The sequence below is a fragment of the Pseudomonas saliphila genome, from assembly GCF_008638345.1.
In the GTDB taxonomy this organism is placed as follows: domain Bacteria; phylum Pseudomonadota; class Gammaproteobacteria; order Pseudomonadales; family Pseudomonadaceae; genus Halopseudomonas; species Halopseudomonas saliphila.
In genome coordinates this window covers 46,815-61,978 of record NZ_VTVA01000003.1, presented here as the reverse complement: position 1 = coordinate 61,978, position 15,164 = coordinate 46,815, and the positions used below count along the sequence as shown (strand labels likewise).

Annotated in this window: 15 protein-coding genes; 6 read left to right on the top strand and 9 right to left on the bottom strand. The window is 58.1% G+C overall.

All coding sequences use genetic code 11. From position 1 onward, the window contains the following. Nucleotides 1-230 precede the first annotated feature (230 nt). The gene (locus FHK95_RS04210) at nt 231-653 is read right to left on the bottom strand and encodes a hypothetical protein (protein ID WP_150303368.1); all 423 of its coding nucleotides are present in this window, start codon (nt 651-653) and stop codon (nt 231-233) included. Continuing rightward, complete coding sequence (locus tag FHK95_RS04205) at nt 650-2,116, bottom strand: GMC oxidoreductase (protein ID WP_150303367.1); 1,467 nt, start codon at nt 2,114-2,116, stop codon at nt 650-652. Before FHK95_RS04205 ends, FHK95_RS04210 begins: the two co-directional genes overlap by 4 nt. Nucleotides 2,117-2,453: 337 nt before the next feature. Here FHK95_RS04205 and FHK95_RS04200 point away from each other — a divergent pair, with 337 nt between their 5' ends. Continuing rightward, complete coding sequence (locus FHK95_RS04200; protein ID WP_150303366.1) at nt 2,454-3,515, top strand: SDR family oxidoreductase; 1,062 nt, start codon at nt 2,454-2,456, stop codon at nt 3,513-3,515. A 45-nt stretch (nt 3,516-3,560) separates the two neighbouring features. Here FHK95_RS04200 and FHK95_RS04195 read toward each other — a convergent pair whose 3' ends face one another. The 7 genes from FHK95_RS04195 to FHK95_RS04165 form a co-directional block, all read right to left on the bottom strand. After that, nucleotides 3,561-5,276, bottom strand: a complete 1,716-nt coding sequence (locus FHK95_RS04195; protein ID WP_150303365.1) for a sensor domain-containing diguanylate cyclase — start codon at nt 5,274-5,276, stop codon at nt 3,561-3,563. Nucleotides 5,277-5,327: 51 nt separating this feature from the next. Further along, nucleotides 5,328-6,125 carry a glutaredoxin family protein gene (locus tag FHK95_RS04190; protein WP_150303364.1) on the bottom strand — a complete coding sequence of 266 codons (798 nt, stop codon included), beginning with the start codon at nt 6,123-6,125 and terminating at the stop codon, nt 5,328-5,330. Nucleotides 6,126-6,167: 42 nt separating this feature from the next. Next, nucleotides 6,168-8,279, bottom strand: coding sequence for a hybrid sensor histidine kinase/response regulator (locus tag FHK95_RS04185; protein ID WP_150303363.1), 2,112 nt, complete (start codon nt 8,277-8,279; stop codon nt 6,168-6,170). Nucleotides 8,280-8,467: 188 nt separating this feature from the next. Beyond that, nucleotides 8,468-9,172, bottom strand: a complete 705-nt coding sequence (locus FHK95_RS04180) for a hotdog fold domain-containing protein (protein WP_206668531.1) — start codon at nt 9,170-9,172, stop codon at nt 8,468-8,470. A gap of 105 nt (nt 9,173-9,277) precedes the next feature. Next, the gene (locus tag FHK95_RS04175; RefSeq protein ID WP_206668530.1) at nt 9,278-10,036 is read right to left on the bottom strand and encodes a type 2 periplasmic-binding domain-containing protein; all 759 of its coding nucleotides are present in this window, start codon (nt 10,034-10,036) and stop codon (nt 9,278-9,280) included. Next, nucleotides 10,020-11,237 carry a cytochrome D1 domain-containing protein gene (locus FHK95_RS04170; protein ID WP_150303362.1) on the bottom strand — a complete coding sequence of 406 codons (1,218 nt, stop codon included), beginning with the start codon at nt 11,235-11,237 and terminating at the stop codon, nt 10,020-10,022. The genes FHK95_RS04175 and FHK95_RS04170 overlap by 17 nt, the downstream gene beginning before the upstream one ends. Nucleotides 11,238-11,255: 18 nt before the next feature. Then, nucleotides 11,256-11,594 carry a c-type cytochrome gene (locus FHK95_RS04165; RefSeq protein ID WP_150303361.1) on the bottom strand — a complete coding sequence of 113 codons (339 nt, stop codon included), beginning with the start codon at nt 11,592-11,594 and terminating at the stop codon, nt 11,256-11,258. A gap of 306 nt (nt 11,595-11,900) precedes the next feature. Between FHK95_RS04165 and FHK95_RS04160 the strand changes: the two genes are divergently transcribed. From FHK95_RS04160 to nirJ, 5 genes are all read left to right on the top strand, one after another. Further along, nucleotides 11,901-12,365 (top strand): AsnC family transcriptional regulator, encoded by a 465-nt coding sequence (locus FHK95_RS04160; RefSeq protein ID WP_150303360.1) that lies wholly within the window; start codon nt 11,901-11,903, stop codon nt 12,363-12,365. A 41-nt stretch (nt 12,366-12,406) separates the two neighbouring features. After that, entirely contained in the window at nt 12,407-12,904 is a 498-nt protein-coding gene (gene ahbB / locus FHK95_RS04155; RefSeq protein WP_235906718.1) for a siroheme decarboxylase subunit beta, read from the top strand. Next, the gene (locus FHK95_RS04150; RefSeq protein WP_150303359.1) at nt 12,888-13,370 is read left to right on the top strand and encodes an Lrp/AsnC family transcriptional regulator; all 483 of its coding nucleotides are present in this window, start codon (nt 12,888-12,890) and stop codon (nt 13,368-13,370) included. The genes ahbB (FHK95_RS04155) and FHK95_RS04150 overlap by 17 nt, the downstream gene beginning before the upstream one ends. Continuing rightward, on the top strand, nt 13,345-13,854 hold the full coding sequence (ahbB, locus tag FHK95_RS04145) for a siroheme decarboxylase subunit beta (protein ID WP_150303358.1): 510 nt from the start codon (nt 13,345-13,347) through the stop codon (nt 13,852-13,854). Before FHK95_RS04150 ends, ahbB (FHK95_RS04145) begins: the two co-directional genes overlap by 26 nt. Before the next feature lie 91 nt (nt 13,855-13,945). Then, nucleotides 13,946-15,142 (top strand): heme d1 biosynthesis radical SAM protein NirJ, encoded by a 1,197-nt coding sequence (gene nirJ, locus FHK95_RS04140; RefSeq protein WP_150303357.1) that lies wholly within the window; start codon nt 13,946-13,948, stop codon nt 15,140-15,142. Nucleotides 15,143-15,164: the final 22 nt, after the last annotated feature.

Sequence of the window (15,164 nt, the reverse complement as noted above, 5' to 3'; positions counted from 1 at the left end):
CCTGAGCATGGTTACGAAAGCCTGCGGGCAGGCGTTATCAGCAGGACGCGATAGTAAAAAGTAATGGGAACGATTGTCAATCGCTATCGATAATACTTGTCAATAGCAATAAGGGTGCGTTTCGAGTAATCATGCGTCTCGTTATCTGGAACGGCGCACAAATATTGACGCTTGGGCGGGCCGGGGAGAGTGGGAGCCGGTCTATGGGAGGAACCACCCCCGAGGGGATTTCAGGTGGTCTGGGTCTGCCGGGCGAAGGGGTTGCTGCAAGGCTGTTTGAAGCCAGTGAAGCTGACGTGGGGAGCGGCTCCTGCCTGATACTGGCGGAAGAAGTCGGTTGAGGTCATGAAGTCTGAAATCAGTCGGCGTTCGTATAGATCCACCTTGGTGTGCGTATAGGCGGTGCCCAAGGACATCGACCTGCGGATACGATGCAAGCCGACGAAGCCCATTACCTTGTCGTTGCCGTAATGGTTACTGAACGCCTCGACAAACTGCCGCTGTTGCTCTGCGTCCATTGTGAAGTCGCCGACGAATTCACTGAGCAATGCGCCGATATATGCATAGGGATCATCCGGCATCTTGACAGTCCCAGCCACTGCGGCTGCGCTCACCGCGGTTGCAGCCAGTATCAGGAAGTGGCGCCGGTTCATGCTAACGCTCCTTTGCCGTACAGCAGCTCGGCCGCGCGGATCGACAGGGCAGCGACCGTCAAACTGGGGTTTGAAGGTGAGCAGGTGGGGAAGCTGGCACTGCCCACGACCACCAGGTTGCGTTTCTGGTGATGCAGCAGGCTATGGCCGATGACTGAGCCATCCCCGTTGACTCCCATGCGCAGCGTGCCTTGCAGGTGCGATTCAGTCGCCCGCCAGCGTCTGAAGTGCACGGACTCCACCGGAATACCTGCCAGCAACTCGTCCAGATTGTCGATGACATAATCCAGCCCCTTGCGACCGTACTCCGAGGGTCCGGCATGATGCACGACAGCCTGGCCAGAACCAGGATCTACCGTGACCCTGTTGTTCAGGCTCGGCAAATCCTCGCTCACGATGCTGAGCGGGAGTAAATGATGCCACTTGTCAGGTTCGGGACGCAGGCCATGCGGCCAGCGGTTCTCGAAAGTGACAATGCTTGCGGAGCGTTCGCTCCTGAAATCCCCGTCGTAGAAGTGGTAGTTCAGGCCGGTACTGATAGTGCTGCCGTTCATTGAGGCGAGATTATCCAGATAGACTTCAACGTCTGCTCCGATCTGCTCATGCAGATTGAGCGCCGTTTCGCCGTACACAATATCCGAGCGCAGCAGAATGGCGGGTGCCTGGATGGCATTGGCACCGAGCACGAACATGTCTCCGTGCACCTTGTATTGCCGGCCGTTGGACTCGAAGACCGCGGCGGTGATGGTGTCGCCCTGGTAGTCCAGAGACTTCACTTCCGACCGTACGCACACGTCCACCTTGGGGTGAGCGAACAAAGTGGGAAAGCCGTTTTCCGCCGTAAACTTGGCATTGACCGGGCATTGGTAGCAGGTGGCGTTGGCACAGCACACGCCGCGCTGGTCGTTGGCCACACTGGCGCGCCCTGTAGGGACGATGAAATGCCGATCAGGCATTATCGCCTTCATCATTTCATCGACCGTCGTTCCCTTATGCGGGGGCTGAGGGAACGGCATGCTGCGCGGCAAGATGCTCGCCATTGCCGGATCGCCAGAGATGGACATTATCGTTTCGGCTTGGCAGTAATAGGGCTCAAGTGCCTCGTAGTCCACCGGCCAGTCATTACTCACCCCGTAGAGGGTTTTCATGTGGAAGTCCTTGGGGTGCAAGCGCAGGGCCTGCGAAAACCAGCAGTTCATGCCGCCGCCCAATGCGATGGTCATGTTCCAGGGCTTGTCGCCCAGATTTTCGTAGGTAGAGGCATGGGGGATGTCGCTGTTTCGTCGCTCCCGAACCTGAGTCGCCCAAGGGTAATGATCGCCCCATTCGATCACCAGCGCCCGGCCGCTGAGGTGCTTGACGGCTTCGTTCAGAAAGAAAGTTGAGCCAAATCCTGAACCGATAATGATGAGCTCGTAGTGCTCGTTCGCCACGCGTTCGGGAGAAACGCGGTTGATCTCCATATCTGCAATCCTTATAGCTGGCGCCTGGTAGCCCGTCTCTGCCGCTGGGCCCGCCTGTCAACATGCAGTCCAGCGCCCTGGTTTGCTATCCAATGCTTGTGTAACCAGCTGGGATTACAACACGTGATCCAGCCCCGGGGTCACCATGGCAGCGCACAACGTGCGCTGGTTCGCAGTAACCTGGCACCCCTGCAGAAAAACGCCGAGCTCCGGGTGCTCTGGCATCGTCGGTGGGCCAGTCATCCATCGGTTTGATGGGGACAGTTTCGATGCTGGCTGTATAGAAGAGTCAGCTTCCACTAAGGTGGTCCGCATATTCTTATCCGAGGTATCAACCATGACCCATAACGCTCTCGTCGTTGGATCGAGCGGCATTACCGGCAGTGCGGTGGTCCGCGAGCTAATCGATCAGAAATGGCAGGTCGCAGGGCTTGCGCGCCGGCCGTTGGCCGAGGAGGGCGTTCAGCCGATCAGTGCAGATTTGCTGGACCCCGCGTCTCTGGCCGAATCCTTGAAAGGCTTGGCGCCTAGCCATGTCTATCTGACGACCTGGGCTCGTCAGCCCACCGAAGCCGAGAATATTCGCGTTAACGGTCTGATGATCCGTAACGTACTGGAAGCACTGCGGCCCGCGGCGTCAGTCCGTCATGTTGCACTGGTCACCGGGCTCAAGCATTACCTCGGCCCGTTCGAGGCCTACGGCAAGGGGACTTTGCCCCAGACGCCGTTCCGTGAAGAGCAGGGGCGCCTGGATGTGGAAAACTTCTACTACGCCCAGGAAGATGAACTGTTCGCCGCTGCCGCCCGGGACGGTTTTAACTGGAGCGTGCACCGGCCGCATACCGTTACCGGAGTAGCGGTCGGCAATGCCATGAACATGGCGACGACCCTGGCGGTGTATGCATCGATCTGCAAGGTGACCGGCCGCCCCTTTCGCTTCCCCGGCTCCGAGGTGCAGTGGAACAGTCTCACGGACATGACCGATTCACGCCAGCTGGCCAGGCATATGGTCTGGGCTTCGACCACGCCGGCGGCTGCAAATGAGGCCTTCAATATCGTCAATGGCGATGTGTTTCGCTGGAGCTGGATGTGGAGTCGCATCGCTGAATGGTTCGGCATCCCGCCGGCTGCCTTTGATGGCAAGCTGATCCCGCTGGAGCAGCAGATGGCCGACGATGCCCGCATCTGGAAAGAGATAGCTGCCAAGCAGGGTCTGGCGGAAGCCGATATCGATAAGCTCGTTTCACCCTGGCATACCGATGCAGACCTGGGCCGGCCAATTGAAGTAGTGACCGATATGTCAAAAAGCCGAAAGCTGGGGTTCACTGGTTACCAGGCCAGCGACGACGCCTTCTTTGACGTGTTCGCTACGCTGCGTGAGCGCAAACTGATTCCCTAGCCAATGCGCGGTCGCACCCTACTCATGATGAGTCGGGTGCGACGCTCAGACCGCCTGTAGCGTCTCGAGCGCTGGTCTGTCGGTGCTCACTCGATTGCGACCGCTGTGCTTGGCCTGATACAGCGCCCGGTCGGCACGACTCAGTGCGGTTTCAATCGTCTCGTATCCGACGCCGACCTCTGCCACGCCAATGCTGACGGTTATATGCACGGCTGCGTCAGGGTCGGCTCTTACCTGAAGGGTTTCGGCGGCCGCTCGAATACGCTCGGCGCACCTGTATGCCTCCTCAAGATTGGCATCCGGAAGCAGCATGACAAATTCTTCTCCGCCGAAACGGGCAATCAGATCATTATCCCGGCTGTGCTGTTTCAAGCTGTGAGACAGCGCGATGAGAACCTGGTCCCCGCAGGCGTGGCCGTAATGGTCGTTGACGCTTTTGAAATGATCGATATCCAGCGCCAGCACGGCCATGGGCGCCTGGCTGAGCTGTGCTGATTGCAGTAAGTAATCGGCTTCGGAGAGAAAAAACCGGCGATTGTAGAGCCTGGTCAGCGGGTCGGTTGACGCCTGCTTTTTCAGCTCATCCTGAGAGGCGCGTATATCTTCCAGAATCCTGATTCGGTGCGAGATGATATAGGCCAGTGTCAGCGCTTCCAGCACGATGCCAATGCCGACACCGTGGCTGTTCAAATAGCTGACTGGAATGAGGCCTTTATAGAACAGGACAGCGATGCCATTGAACACAACGAAGAAGCTGTGGCCGATCAGAAAGTACCGCGCTAACGGGTTGCCCTTACGGTACAGCGAGATGCTCACCGAAAAGGTCACCACCATCATCACTGCCGCCAGTGTGCTCGCGGGTTTGAGCGCGCCGGCGATGTCAAAAAGACCCCAGGCCAGGGTGCAGCTCAGGAAAATCAACAGTACTTGCAGGCAGCGGTGTTCGGTGGGGTAGATTCGTTTGGTATCGAATATCGCCATCATGAACAACAGCAAAAAGATCGGCATGGTGATCAAGGAGATGTTCAGTCTGAACACCTGACTACCGTACACATCGAAGATATTGGCGATCAGGCCGTACGACAGGGCGATCCAGACCAGGCCTGAAATCAGATACAGCGAGTAGAAAATGTTCTCTTTTTTACTGGTAGCGAAATACAGCAGGCCGTTATAGAAAACCAGCGCCAGTAACATACCGACCATCAGGGCGATATCGAGATTGACGCCGATCAGGGCGCGTCGCGACGCCTGCTCATCCAGAATGTCGACGGCAAACCATTGGTGCGAATACGAATGGCTACGCAGATAGAGCACAGTCGGCTGCTCGGCTGCCAGGGTGAGGGGGTAGACGGCAGTGCCGCGGTACATCAGGTCGCTAACCGGGGCGGCGTCCAGATCCAGGTGAGCGCGGCGCAGGAGCGTACCTGCACGCTCTTCATGAATCTCGACTGACGCCACGTGATAGGCGTGGGGCAGGTGAAGGAACAGCTTTTGCTCAACGCCAGTGTTGTTGTTCAGCAGCAGCTTGAACCAGGTGACTTTGGCGTCTGTTCCAAGAGAGGCTTTATTGTTGATCTCGGTAAACGGAAGGCTGCGGACTTGTTCGTAGGTCAAGGTTTTGGATGGATCCACATGATAGGCCATGCGGAAATCGTTCAGATTGACCGGTCCGTCATGTATGTCGATCGGCGGCGCTGCCCACGCCAGGCTTGACGTCAGCAGGAGGAGCACGAGCAGCCACAGGTGTTTGTGAGAGTCCATCTACGATCGCCACTTTTTGTAATGGCGACATAATAGCGAAAAAGCATATCCCTACCAAGCGTAATGATATAGAGCTGGGGGCCGACGCGCTGCGCTTTCAACTCCGAGATACCGGAGCATCCACAACCCCATCGCCATCATCATCAGGTTTTCAGTGAGGGATACAAAGCCCAGCGGCACGTTGCTACCGCCGCCCACGCAGGCGCATTTCAGTTCGCGTTTGTCGATGTAAACGGCCTTGAATACCGACACCGCACCGATGGTCCCGATGAATAATGCCACCGGGATCGCGATCCACAGCAGTGCGCCGGCCACCATCAGTACGCCAGCCAGCAGCTCGGCATAGGGATACACGTAGGAATAGGGCACCACTCGACGGGCAAGCAGATCGTAATTGAGGAACATGCTTGAGAAGCTTTCGACGTCCTGCAGCTTGAGCAACGCCAGGATGCACATGCTCAAGGCAATGAACAGCTCGATCGTACGGATCGATAACCATGCGCCACTCAGCGTCCAGCTCACCGCCAACGCCAGAAGCGCTGCTACACCAAAAACCGCTATGACTGGCTGATAGCTGGTTGCGTCAGGGTCCCTCACTTTTTTACCGAAGTGTCGGCGCAGCTCGTCATATCCGCCAACGCGCTCGGTGCCGATGAACGTCTGAGGCGTGGTTTTCACATTATGCTCCGCTTTGAACGCGTCGGTCTGTTCAGAGGAGGTCAGCCAATTGTCGTTGACTTCATAGCCTTCGCGTTTGAGCAGGTCGAGGGATTTCAGGCCAAAGGGGCACGTATGCTCGGGCATGACCATCCTGTAAAGCGTCGCCTGTTTTGCCGGGTCTGAAGACATGCACTGCTCCTTAATCAGGTAGCTTTAAGGCTTTGAACCCCCTCAGGCGGGCAGAGGTTCCATCCAATCGGCGTCCGCAGGCGAAGACTGCAACAGCTCTCGAATATTTGATACAAGCGTGGCTATGGGGAAGGGTTTGGTCAGCACCGCCATGGCAGTCTCGGCGTTAGCGTCTTCGAACAGCGCATGCGCGGCATATCCAGTCATGAACAGCACAGGCAAGTGGGGGCGTGTTACGCGCGCCGCCTCCGCCAGCTCCCGGCCGTTCATGCCCCCGGGCAAGCTGACATCCGTCAATAGCAGGCCTATCGGCTGGTCCGATTGCAATACCACCAGGCCCGCCAGAGCGGTCTCGGCCTCGAGAGTTATGTAACCCAGTTCCTGTAAAGCGACGGCCACCAATATGCGCACAGTGGGTTCATCATCGATGATCAGAATGGTCTCGCTGACCTCGCTGACCTCGCCGACAGGCGGGGCTAACGCCTCTGCCAATGGTTGCTCTGTACGGGTTTTTTCGACATGACGAGGTAGGCAGATGGCTACCTGAGTGCCCTGGCCCATGATGGAGGTCAGTTGCGCTTGCCCGCCGGATTGTTTGGCAAAGCCGTAGATCATCGACAGTCCGAGCCCGGTTCCCATGCCGATCGGCTTGGTGGTGAAGAACGGGTCGAAAGCCCGGGCGGCGACCTCGGGGGACATACCGCTGCCGGTGTCGCTGACCCTGAGCCGTACGTATTCTCCCGGTGGCATATCCCGTTCTACGGCTTGCTCACTATCGCAAACAACATTATGGGTCTCGATTAGAATACGGCCCCCGTCGGGCATGGCGTCCCGGGCGTTAATGCACAGATTCAGCAGAACATTTTCCAGCTGTGAGGGGTCCACCAGTGCGGCCCAGCGTGTCGGGTCGCCAACATGCTCGACTGTAATCAATGGCCCAACCGTCCGACAGATCAACTCCAGCATGCCTTCAATCAATTGATCGGGATCCACCGACTGAGGCGCCAGGGTCTGCTTTCGGGAGAACGCCAACAGACGATGGGTAAGGGATGCTGCGCGGCTGGATGCCTCCTTCGCCGCCGATATAAACCGACCCACATCGTCGTGACGGTTCTGCTCGATACGCCGGCTGATCAAATCAAGGCTAGCAGTTATCGCGGTCAGCAGATTGTTGAAGTCGTGCGCGAGCCCGCCAGTGAGCTGGCCCACCGCCTCCATTTTCAGCGACTGGCGCAGCTGTTCCTGGGTTGATTCCAGCTCTGTTTCACGTAATTTATCCTGCGTGATGTCACGCCCTGTGGCATAGGTCAGTTTGCCCGCCGGGGCGGCGGCCCAGGAGATCCATCGCAATGATCCGTCCTTGTGCCTGTAGCGATTGATAACGCGAGGATGCTGGCCATATTCCGCCGATTCATAGGCGGCCACTGTCTCTGCATGGTCTTCGGGCATCACGAATTCGTTGATATGATGGTCGACCAGCTCATCAGCGGAATAACCCAGAACCTGGGTCCAGGCGGGGTTGACCCGGCGGAATATGCCTTTGAAATCGAGGATCAGCATCAGGTCTGGAGCGGTATCCCACATCAGATTGCGCTCCTCGGTGCGAGCAGTTACTTCCTCGGCCAATTTGACATTGACGAGGCGTAACTGGGTTTCAGCCACATCCCGCTCGCGTTCGGCAATGATCCTCGACGTAATTTCAAAACCCTGGTTGTACAGACCTACAACGCTGCCGTCTTCACCGCGAATCGGGCTGGCAGTAATGCCCCAGTAAGTGATTTCGCGCTGGCCATGGCGAGTCATGGGTAGCTCAACCTTGTTGTGGATGAACCCCTCTCCAGTATCCATCAGTTGCCAAAAGGGTTGCGCAACTGTATCCCAGGATTCCCCCCACACCTCTGCAACGGGTCGGCCCAGTGCATGGGGATGCCGTTCTGCCATGGCAGGGATGTAAGCGTCGTTATAGAACATCCGCAGCTCCGGACCCCAGAGCACGGCACCGAGTACGGGTGAATTGATACAGGTCGAAATGGCTGATTTGAGCGATTGAGGCCAGGTTTCGGGCGGGCCGAGGGATGTCGCAGCCCAGTCGTGCGCACGCATGCGTGCACCGATTTCACCACCGCCTAGCAGAAAGGACTGCTTGTTATGCATAACCGGGCACCCGTGTCGCGTATTGAATCTTATAATGGCCTGAGCATCGAAAGGCAGGCTGCGTCTAGTCCGGTACCGTACGGTAGAAATAGAAAAGCGTGATACTGCTAGCCAAGTTACAGTGATGGAACAAGGCAGAGCAAGTGGGGGTTGATCGCCGTTTGTATCAACGCCGCTCCATTTCCAACTCAACGTTTCAAGCTGATCCAGGTGGCTTCGGCGTGGGCCACGCGTTCGCCGTTGCTGCGGTACAGGGCGCTGCCGGCGTTATGTTTGCGGCCCTCATGGCTGATCGCCCACGCCGACACTATCAGGGTCTCGCCGGGGCGCACCGGATGTTCGACATGGGCGCTAAAACGCCCCAGCAAGGCCGCGTCCGAAACCCGCTTGACGGCGAAGAAGCCTGGGCAGTCCAACGCCGCCCAGAGAAACTCGCTGGCTATAAAGCCATCGGCGTCGGCCAGATCTGCCGCAGGTTGCCAGAGCGCGGCGACCTGATCTTCATGGTCGCAGACTTCGCCGGTAAATATGCGCAGGCCATCGCCGGCCGCACGGTTGGGACCGCAGACGAAACAGCCGGGCAGGTTATGGTGGCGAAATCCATCAAACCGCTGCTGGGCCTGTTCGGCTTCCTGCAACGAGGGCGGTGGGGGGATATCCAGATCGAAGGTATAGGGCCGGGCACTGGCCAGCAGCTGCTCGCCGAGCTTCAGCTGCAGCCCGTCTTCATGGGGGACAAGCTGCAGGTCGGTATCCAGAGGTGGCGGCGCATGCAGGGTAACCTGGCAGGGTTGATCCATGTGTTTTGCCACCAAACCGCACACATAACCACCGTTGCCGCTGTCCGGCGGCCCGCAAAAGCGGCGGGCAATACGCAGCGTTGAGCTGTTCATGGTATCTCCTGAGTGCGAGTGATTTATCATGTTAGCAGGCCATTGACGGGCTGCCTGTCGAGGCAAGCGGCGATCGCGAAAGAGCCCATGGTGATCGGAAAAACGTCATTGACCGGTGTCCTGACTGCCAGGCAGGGCAAAGCCGGACACCCACTCGGGAAAGGCTGCAAACATCTGCGGATCCGCTGCGCGCTGGCTTCGGGCCAACGCCTGTTCACAGACTCCTGCGTGCTCGCTCCAGCCATTCTGCCGGTACCAGCCCCCGGCCTGTACAGGACTGCCTTGCCAGCTTACTACCAGGCTGTTCCCGGTCAGTAATGGCTGCACAAAGCCCAGCTCGGAAACCGCTGCGTGGGTGTTGTTGTGCAGCAGTAACCCCAGCGCGGAACTGTAATCACCGGCTTCATAAAGCTGTTCTGGCCTGGGCGTGATGCCTCGTTCACGGAGTGCGGCCAGCGCCAGGTTGCCACCCAGAGGATCGGTGCCGGCAACGGTGGCCAGGTCGCGACCTTGCAGCTCACGAATATCCCGCACGCCGGCCGTGCTGCGGGTTACCCAGACGGGAACCGGGCGTTGGCCGTCGCGGTTAACGGCCTCCAGAATCGGATCAGAATCCCCCACAGCGGCGCCTGGCAGAAAGGCCAGAGCAAGACCGGGCACCTCGGCATCAAAGTGGATATTGGCGCGGCAGCCCTGAGCCTGCAGATAGCTCGTCAACCGATACTGGGCGACTGCCAATGCGCTGTTTGCGGACTCGATGGCGATCAGAATCGGCGCATTCCCAGCGCTGGCATGCGCGATAAGCCCCATGCCAGCCAGCACGACGCCAGCGAACGTCCGCCGCGAGTCAAAGACCCAGGGCATGCGCGCGGCTGGTGAAAAAGATGCCGCTGGGGTTTTCGGCAGGCAGTGTGGCGACCGGCTCCAGAGTCCGGGTGTTATAGACGGTCACCTCATTACTGTCCCTTGCAGACACCCACACCTCTTCGCCGCGGGGCGTGAACTCCATGTGCAGCACGGCAACACCGGGCTCCAGCGTGCGGATGATTTTCCTGGTCTGTGAATCAATCACCTGAACTACATCGTTGTTCGGATGGGCAAAACTCACCCAGATCTGGCGGTTGTCCGGGCTGGCCATGACAAACACCGGCTGACCCTGAACGGCGATGCGATCGGTCAGCGACCAGTCGCTCATGTTGGCTACCAGTACCTGATGGTAACCAACGGCCGGAACGAACGCCTGGCCGTCGGCAATAGCCCAGCCTTCCAGATGGGGCATCTTGTATACCGGTAGCTGTTCTTCAGCTTTGCCATAACTGGGCAGGATTTCGCTGACGCCCTGTTCAGGATTCCAGAGATCCAGCATGGACAAGCCATCTTCGCCGAACAGCCCGGCGATGTAGTAGCGGCCGTCAGGCGTTATAAGCGCATCGTAGGGCGCATCGCCAGCCTTGTACTTCTGGATTGGCGTCTCGGGTGCATTCATATCCAGCGTCCAGACCTCATTCGCATCGAACAGGCTGAACACAAAGCGGTTCCCGGGGGCATCCACCAGGCCGACGGTTTTTGACCGCTTAACCTTGCCTGTTGAATCGGTGTACTCCGCGGGAATATCCATCACCAGTTCCAGGGTGCTGCTGTCGAATACCTTCACGCCGCCCGGCTCATAGTTGGAAACGGCCACGAACCGGCCGTCCTGGGAGATGGCGCCGCCGATGCTGTTCCCGGACTGGATGACCCGATCAACAATGGCGCTTGTTAGCAGATCCACTTTGGTCAGGCCACCATCGCGGCCGAAGACGTAACCGTAACGACCGTCCCGTGAATAGACCACCGAGGCATGGGACAGATCGCCAAGTCCCTCAACCCGATCAAGCACGGAGCGGCTGGTGGTATTGATCACCAGCACCGATCCCGAGGCGCGCTCGATGATCAAGCCGAGATCACCGGTACCCATCAGAGCCGTTGCAGGCCTGGCAGGCGACACTGTCTGACAACCGGTCACGGCCAGTGCCAACAGGAGTGGCAACACAAGCCGAGTACGAACAGGTGAAAGCACATTCATAAGTTGAGAATCCTCTGGTCAATCCAAAAGGGTGCCGGACTTCAGTTGTTGGCTAACCCAGTCAATTTCTGCAGGTGTCAGCAGCGCCTTCCAGGGCGGCATCGCCGTACCCGGCACACCTTCACGAATAATTGCCGCAACGGTCTCGGTGGGTAACCGCTCCAGGTCCGCAGGTCGCAGAGGAGGGCCGAGCCCGCCTTTGAGCGTCATGCCATGACAGGAGCCACAATCCTGCAAGACGAAGTTGCTCAGATCCCGATCAGGCCGAGGCTGCTTCTCAGCAGCGAAGACTGCTGGCGGTAAAAAAACGAGCACCGCGAAGCACAAAGCCCGTGTTGTCCCAATGCGCCTAGCCATGTGTCCGCTCCCGGTCATTCGATCTGTCAGCATTATCGTCGCAACGCCACCTGAGTGCCTCCTTGATACTGGTCAAAAGCCCGTGGCAAAGCCACCTAAACACCATTCACTTGACGTCAATCAATGTTAAGAGAGCCAAAGGAGGCAAACCTATACGCACTCTTGAACGCCATGGCAGCCGGTGACCGACTGAGCGCAGATCACCCCCACCGGTGCTGCATGGCACGAGGTAATCAATGACCGTTGCCAATGGGTCCAGCAAGTTCACCGTCTACAATACTCAGTACGGCTCTGAGGAGAACACTAATGAGACTGGATGCGACTGACCAGCAACTGATCAACTTTTTCCAGCGGGATCTGCCCGTTTGTGAAAGGCCGTACGAGGCAATGTCCCGACAACTGGGCATTGCCGAAGACGAGCTCATCCAACGCCTTCAGTCGCTCCAGGACAATCAGGTCCTCAGCCGGGTAGGGCCGGTGTTCGAACACAGTCAGGCCGGTGCGAGCCTGCTGGCTGCCGTGGCGGCGCCGCATGAACAGCTCGATCTGGTCGCCGCCAGGATAAACCGCGCTCCGGGGGTGAACCATAATTACGCCCGTGAGCACACCTACAATCTCTGGTTTGTCATGACTGCGCCCGATGAAGAGACCCTGGACGAGCGGCTCGATGAACTGGAACACCAGCTCAGGCTCCCCATTCTTCGGTTACCGATGGTGCAGGCCTATCACATTGATCTGAGCTTTGAAATTGATTGGGAGGCACTGCCGTGAACCTTAGTGACGTCCCCGAATACCAGGCCGCGATTCCTGATATCGCCGCTGGGCCGGACAATACCGAAGGCTTGCTGCGGCTTCGCCGGCAGCTTGAGCTGGGCCTGCCGCTGACACCACGACCCTATGCAAAACTGGCTGAGATGAGTGGTCTGTCGGAACAGCAGGTCATGATCGCGATCCGCCAGTGGCAGACCCAGGGGCTCATCAAACGCTTCGGGCTTGTGGTGCGGCACAGAACACTTGGCTACGCCGCCAATGCCATGGTGGTCTGGGATGTGCCGGACGATCAGGTACAGGATGTTGGTCAGACCATGGCCGGCACAGCCTGCGTCACCCTGTGTTATCAGCGCCCGCGCAGAGGGCTCGACTGGCCCTACAATCTGTTTTGCATGATTCACGGCACCGACCGGCAGCGGGTTCTGAGCCAGCTGCAATCATTGATTACCGATAATGGCCTGCAACACATACCCCACGCCGTGCTATTCAGCACCAAAGCCTACCGGCAAAGGGGAGGTCGTTATGTCAGCCACAGCTGAGCGCACTCAGGTCGTCCCGGATTTCACTGAGGTAGAGCGGGCGGTCATCAACCGATTGCAAACTGGCCTGCCGCTGGTGCAATCGCCCTATGCCGCGGTCGCTGATGAACTCGGCATCACCGAGCAGACGCTTCTGGCAACCCTTCAGGACCTGTTGGAACGGCGCATTCTCACGCGTTTTGGCCCCATGTTTCACGCCGGTGAAATGGGCGGCGGGCTGACCCTGGCCGCCATGCGCATTCCGGAGCAGGACTTTGACCGCGTCACCGAGCAGGTTAACGCCTTCGACGAAGTGGCACATAACTACCGCCGCGAACATGAACTGAACATGTGGTTCGTCCTCGCCACGGAAACGCCGGGAGGCATTTTGGCGACCATCGCTCAGATTGAAGCGATCACCGGCTACCCGGTTTACAACATGCCGAAGGAGGAAGAATTCCATGTCAATCTCCACTTCGCCGTCTGAGATCAGCACGCTCCGAGACGGAGACCGCGCCCTTATCCTGGCCACTCAGGCCGGCCTGCCGCTGGTTCCGGACCCCTGGGCCGAGCTGGGCAGACAGTTGAACATGCCCGCCGAGGAAGTCCTGGCCCGCTTCCAACGCATGCAGGATGAAGGCGTTATTCGCCGGGTTGCCGCGGTACCGGATCATTACCGTCTGGGTTACAGCTTCAATGGCATGACCGTCTGGGACGTGACGGATGAGGCCATCAGCGAGATGGGCCAGTCAGTCGGTGATCTGCCTTTTGTCAGCCACTGTTATCGACGCCCGAGACACCTGCCTTACTGGAACTACAACCTGTTTGCGATGGTGCATGGCACCAGCCGGGGGGAGGTCGAAGAAAAAGCCGAACACATACGTGAGCTGTTGGGTGACACCTGTGCCGGCAGCACGATTTTGTACAGTTCCGCGATCCTCAAGAAAACCGGACTGCGACTCAAAAGATAGACGCATACCTCCTGATGCATGGCATCACGAGTACGCATATACATCGCTTCCGGAGCGGTGAAACAGCCACTCCCGATGAGAGAGAAAATTTATGTTCCGCATGACTCGCTACATCAAAAGCCTGATGAACCCAGCACCAGTGCGTAAACTGCCAAAACCAAGCGGCCCGGTGGTGATCTGGAACCTGATTCGCCGCTGCAACCTGACCTGCAAACACTGCTATTCGATCTCCGCTGACATCGACTTCAAAGGCGAACTGAGCACGCAGGAAGTCTATACCGTCATGGACGATCTCAAGGCGTACGGCGTGCCCGTTCTGATCCTCTCCGGTGGTGAGCCGTTGATGCGTCCGGACATATTCGATATCTCCCGCCGCGCCAAGGAAATGGGCTTTTACGTGGGGCTGTCCACCAACGGCACGCTGATCAACGAAGCCAATATCGAGCAGATTGCCGCGGCGGGTTATGACTATGTCGGTATCAGCATCGATGGTCTGGAAAGCACCCACGATGAATTTCGCCAGAAAAAAGGCGCCTTCCGGGAATCCATGCACGCCGTTGCCCTGTGCAAGCAAGCGGGTATCAAGGTGGGCCTGCGCTTCACCCTGACCCAGGACAATTTTTCCGAACTGCCTGCCATGCTGGAAATGCTTGATGAGCACAGTATCGACAAGTTCTACCTGTCGCACCTGAACTACTCCGGCCGTGGCGGCCGGAATCGCAAACGCGATGCCTGGTATGACATGACCCGGGAAGCGATGAACATGATGTTCAATCACTGCCATCAGGAACTGCAACGGGGAATCGAACGCGAATACGTCACCGGCAACAACGACGCCGATGGTCCCTTCCTGATCGAGTGGGCGAAGCAGCACTACCCCGATCAGGTCGAGGCTCTGGAGCAGCGGCTGACCAATTGGGGCGGCAACTCCTCTGGCGTCAATATATCCAATATCGACAACCTGGGCGTGGTACATCCAGACACCTTCTGGTGGAACCATGATCTGGGTAACGTGCGGCAAACGCCGTTTTCCAGGATCTGGTCCGAGACCACCGACCCGTTGATGGTAGGTCTGCGCCAGCATCCACGACCGGTCAAGGGACGCTGCGCGGAGTGTAAATATCTGGACATCTGCAATGGCAATACACGGGTAAGGGCTTACAACATCTCCAACGATTTCTGGGAAGAAGACCCAGGCTGCTATCTCACCAATGAAGAAATCGGCGTGGTCGATGCGCCCCGGCGCATCGCCACTCCGGTCGTCGAGATTCCGGTTAATAACCTGTAAGGACAAGCCTCATGATTATCAG

Coding starts and splice junctions, on each gene's coding strand:
- FHK95_RS04210 (WP_150303368.1), bottom strand. CDS start 653: ATGAACCGGCGCCACTTCCTGATACTGGCTGCAACCGCGGTGAGCGCA.
- FHK95_RS04205 (WP_150303367.1), bottom strand. CDS start 2,116: ATGGAGATCAACCGCGTTTCTCCCGAACGCGTGGCGAACGAGCACTAC.
- FHK95_RS04200 (WP_150303366.1), top strand. CDS start 2,454: ATGACCCATAACGCTCTCGTCGTTGGATCGAGCGGCATTACCGGCAGT.
- FHK95_RS04195 (WP_150303365.1), bottom strand. CDS start 5,276: ATGGACTCTCACAAACACCTGTGGCTGCTCGTGCTCCTCCTGCTGACG.
- FHK95_RS04190 (WP_150303364.1), bottom strand. CDS start 6,125: ATGTCTTCAGACCCGGCAAAACAGGCGACGCTTTACAGGATGGTCATG.
- FHK95_RS04185 (WP_150303363.1), bottom strand. CDS start 8,279: ATGCATAACAAGCAGTCCTTTCTGCTAGGCGGTGGTGAAATCGGTGCA.
- FHK95_RS04180 (WP_206668531.1), bottom strand. CDS start 9,172: ATGAACAGCTCAACGCTGCGTATTGCCCGCCGCTTTTGCGGGCCGCCG.
- FHK95_RS04175 (WP_206668530.1), bottom strand. CDS start 10,036: ATGCCCTGGGTCTTTGACTCGCGGCGGACGTTCGCTGGCGTCGTGCTG.
- FHK95_RS04170 (WP_150303362.1), bottom strand. CDS start 11,237: ATGAATGTGCTTTCACCTGTTCGTACTCGGCTTGTGTTGCCACTCCTG.
- FHK95_RS04165 (WP_150303361.1), bottom strand. CDS start 11,594: ATGGCTAGGCGCATTGGGACAACACGGGCTTTGTGCTTCGCGGTGCTC.
- FHK95_RS04160 (WP_150303360.1), top strand. CDS start 11,901: ATGAGACTGGATGCGACTGACCAGCAACTGATCAACTTTTTCCAGCGG.
- FHK95_RS04150 (WP_150303359.1), top strand. CDS start 12,888: ATGTCAGCCACAGCTGAGCGCACTCAGGTCGTCCCGGATTTCACTGAG.
- ahbB (WP_150303358.1), top strand. CDS start 13,345: ATGTCAATCTCCACTTCGCCGTCTGAGATCAGCACGCTCCGAGACGGA.
- nirJ (WP_150303357.1), top strand. CDS start 13,946: ATGTTCCGCATGACTCGCTACATCAAAAGCCTGATGAACCCAGCACCA.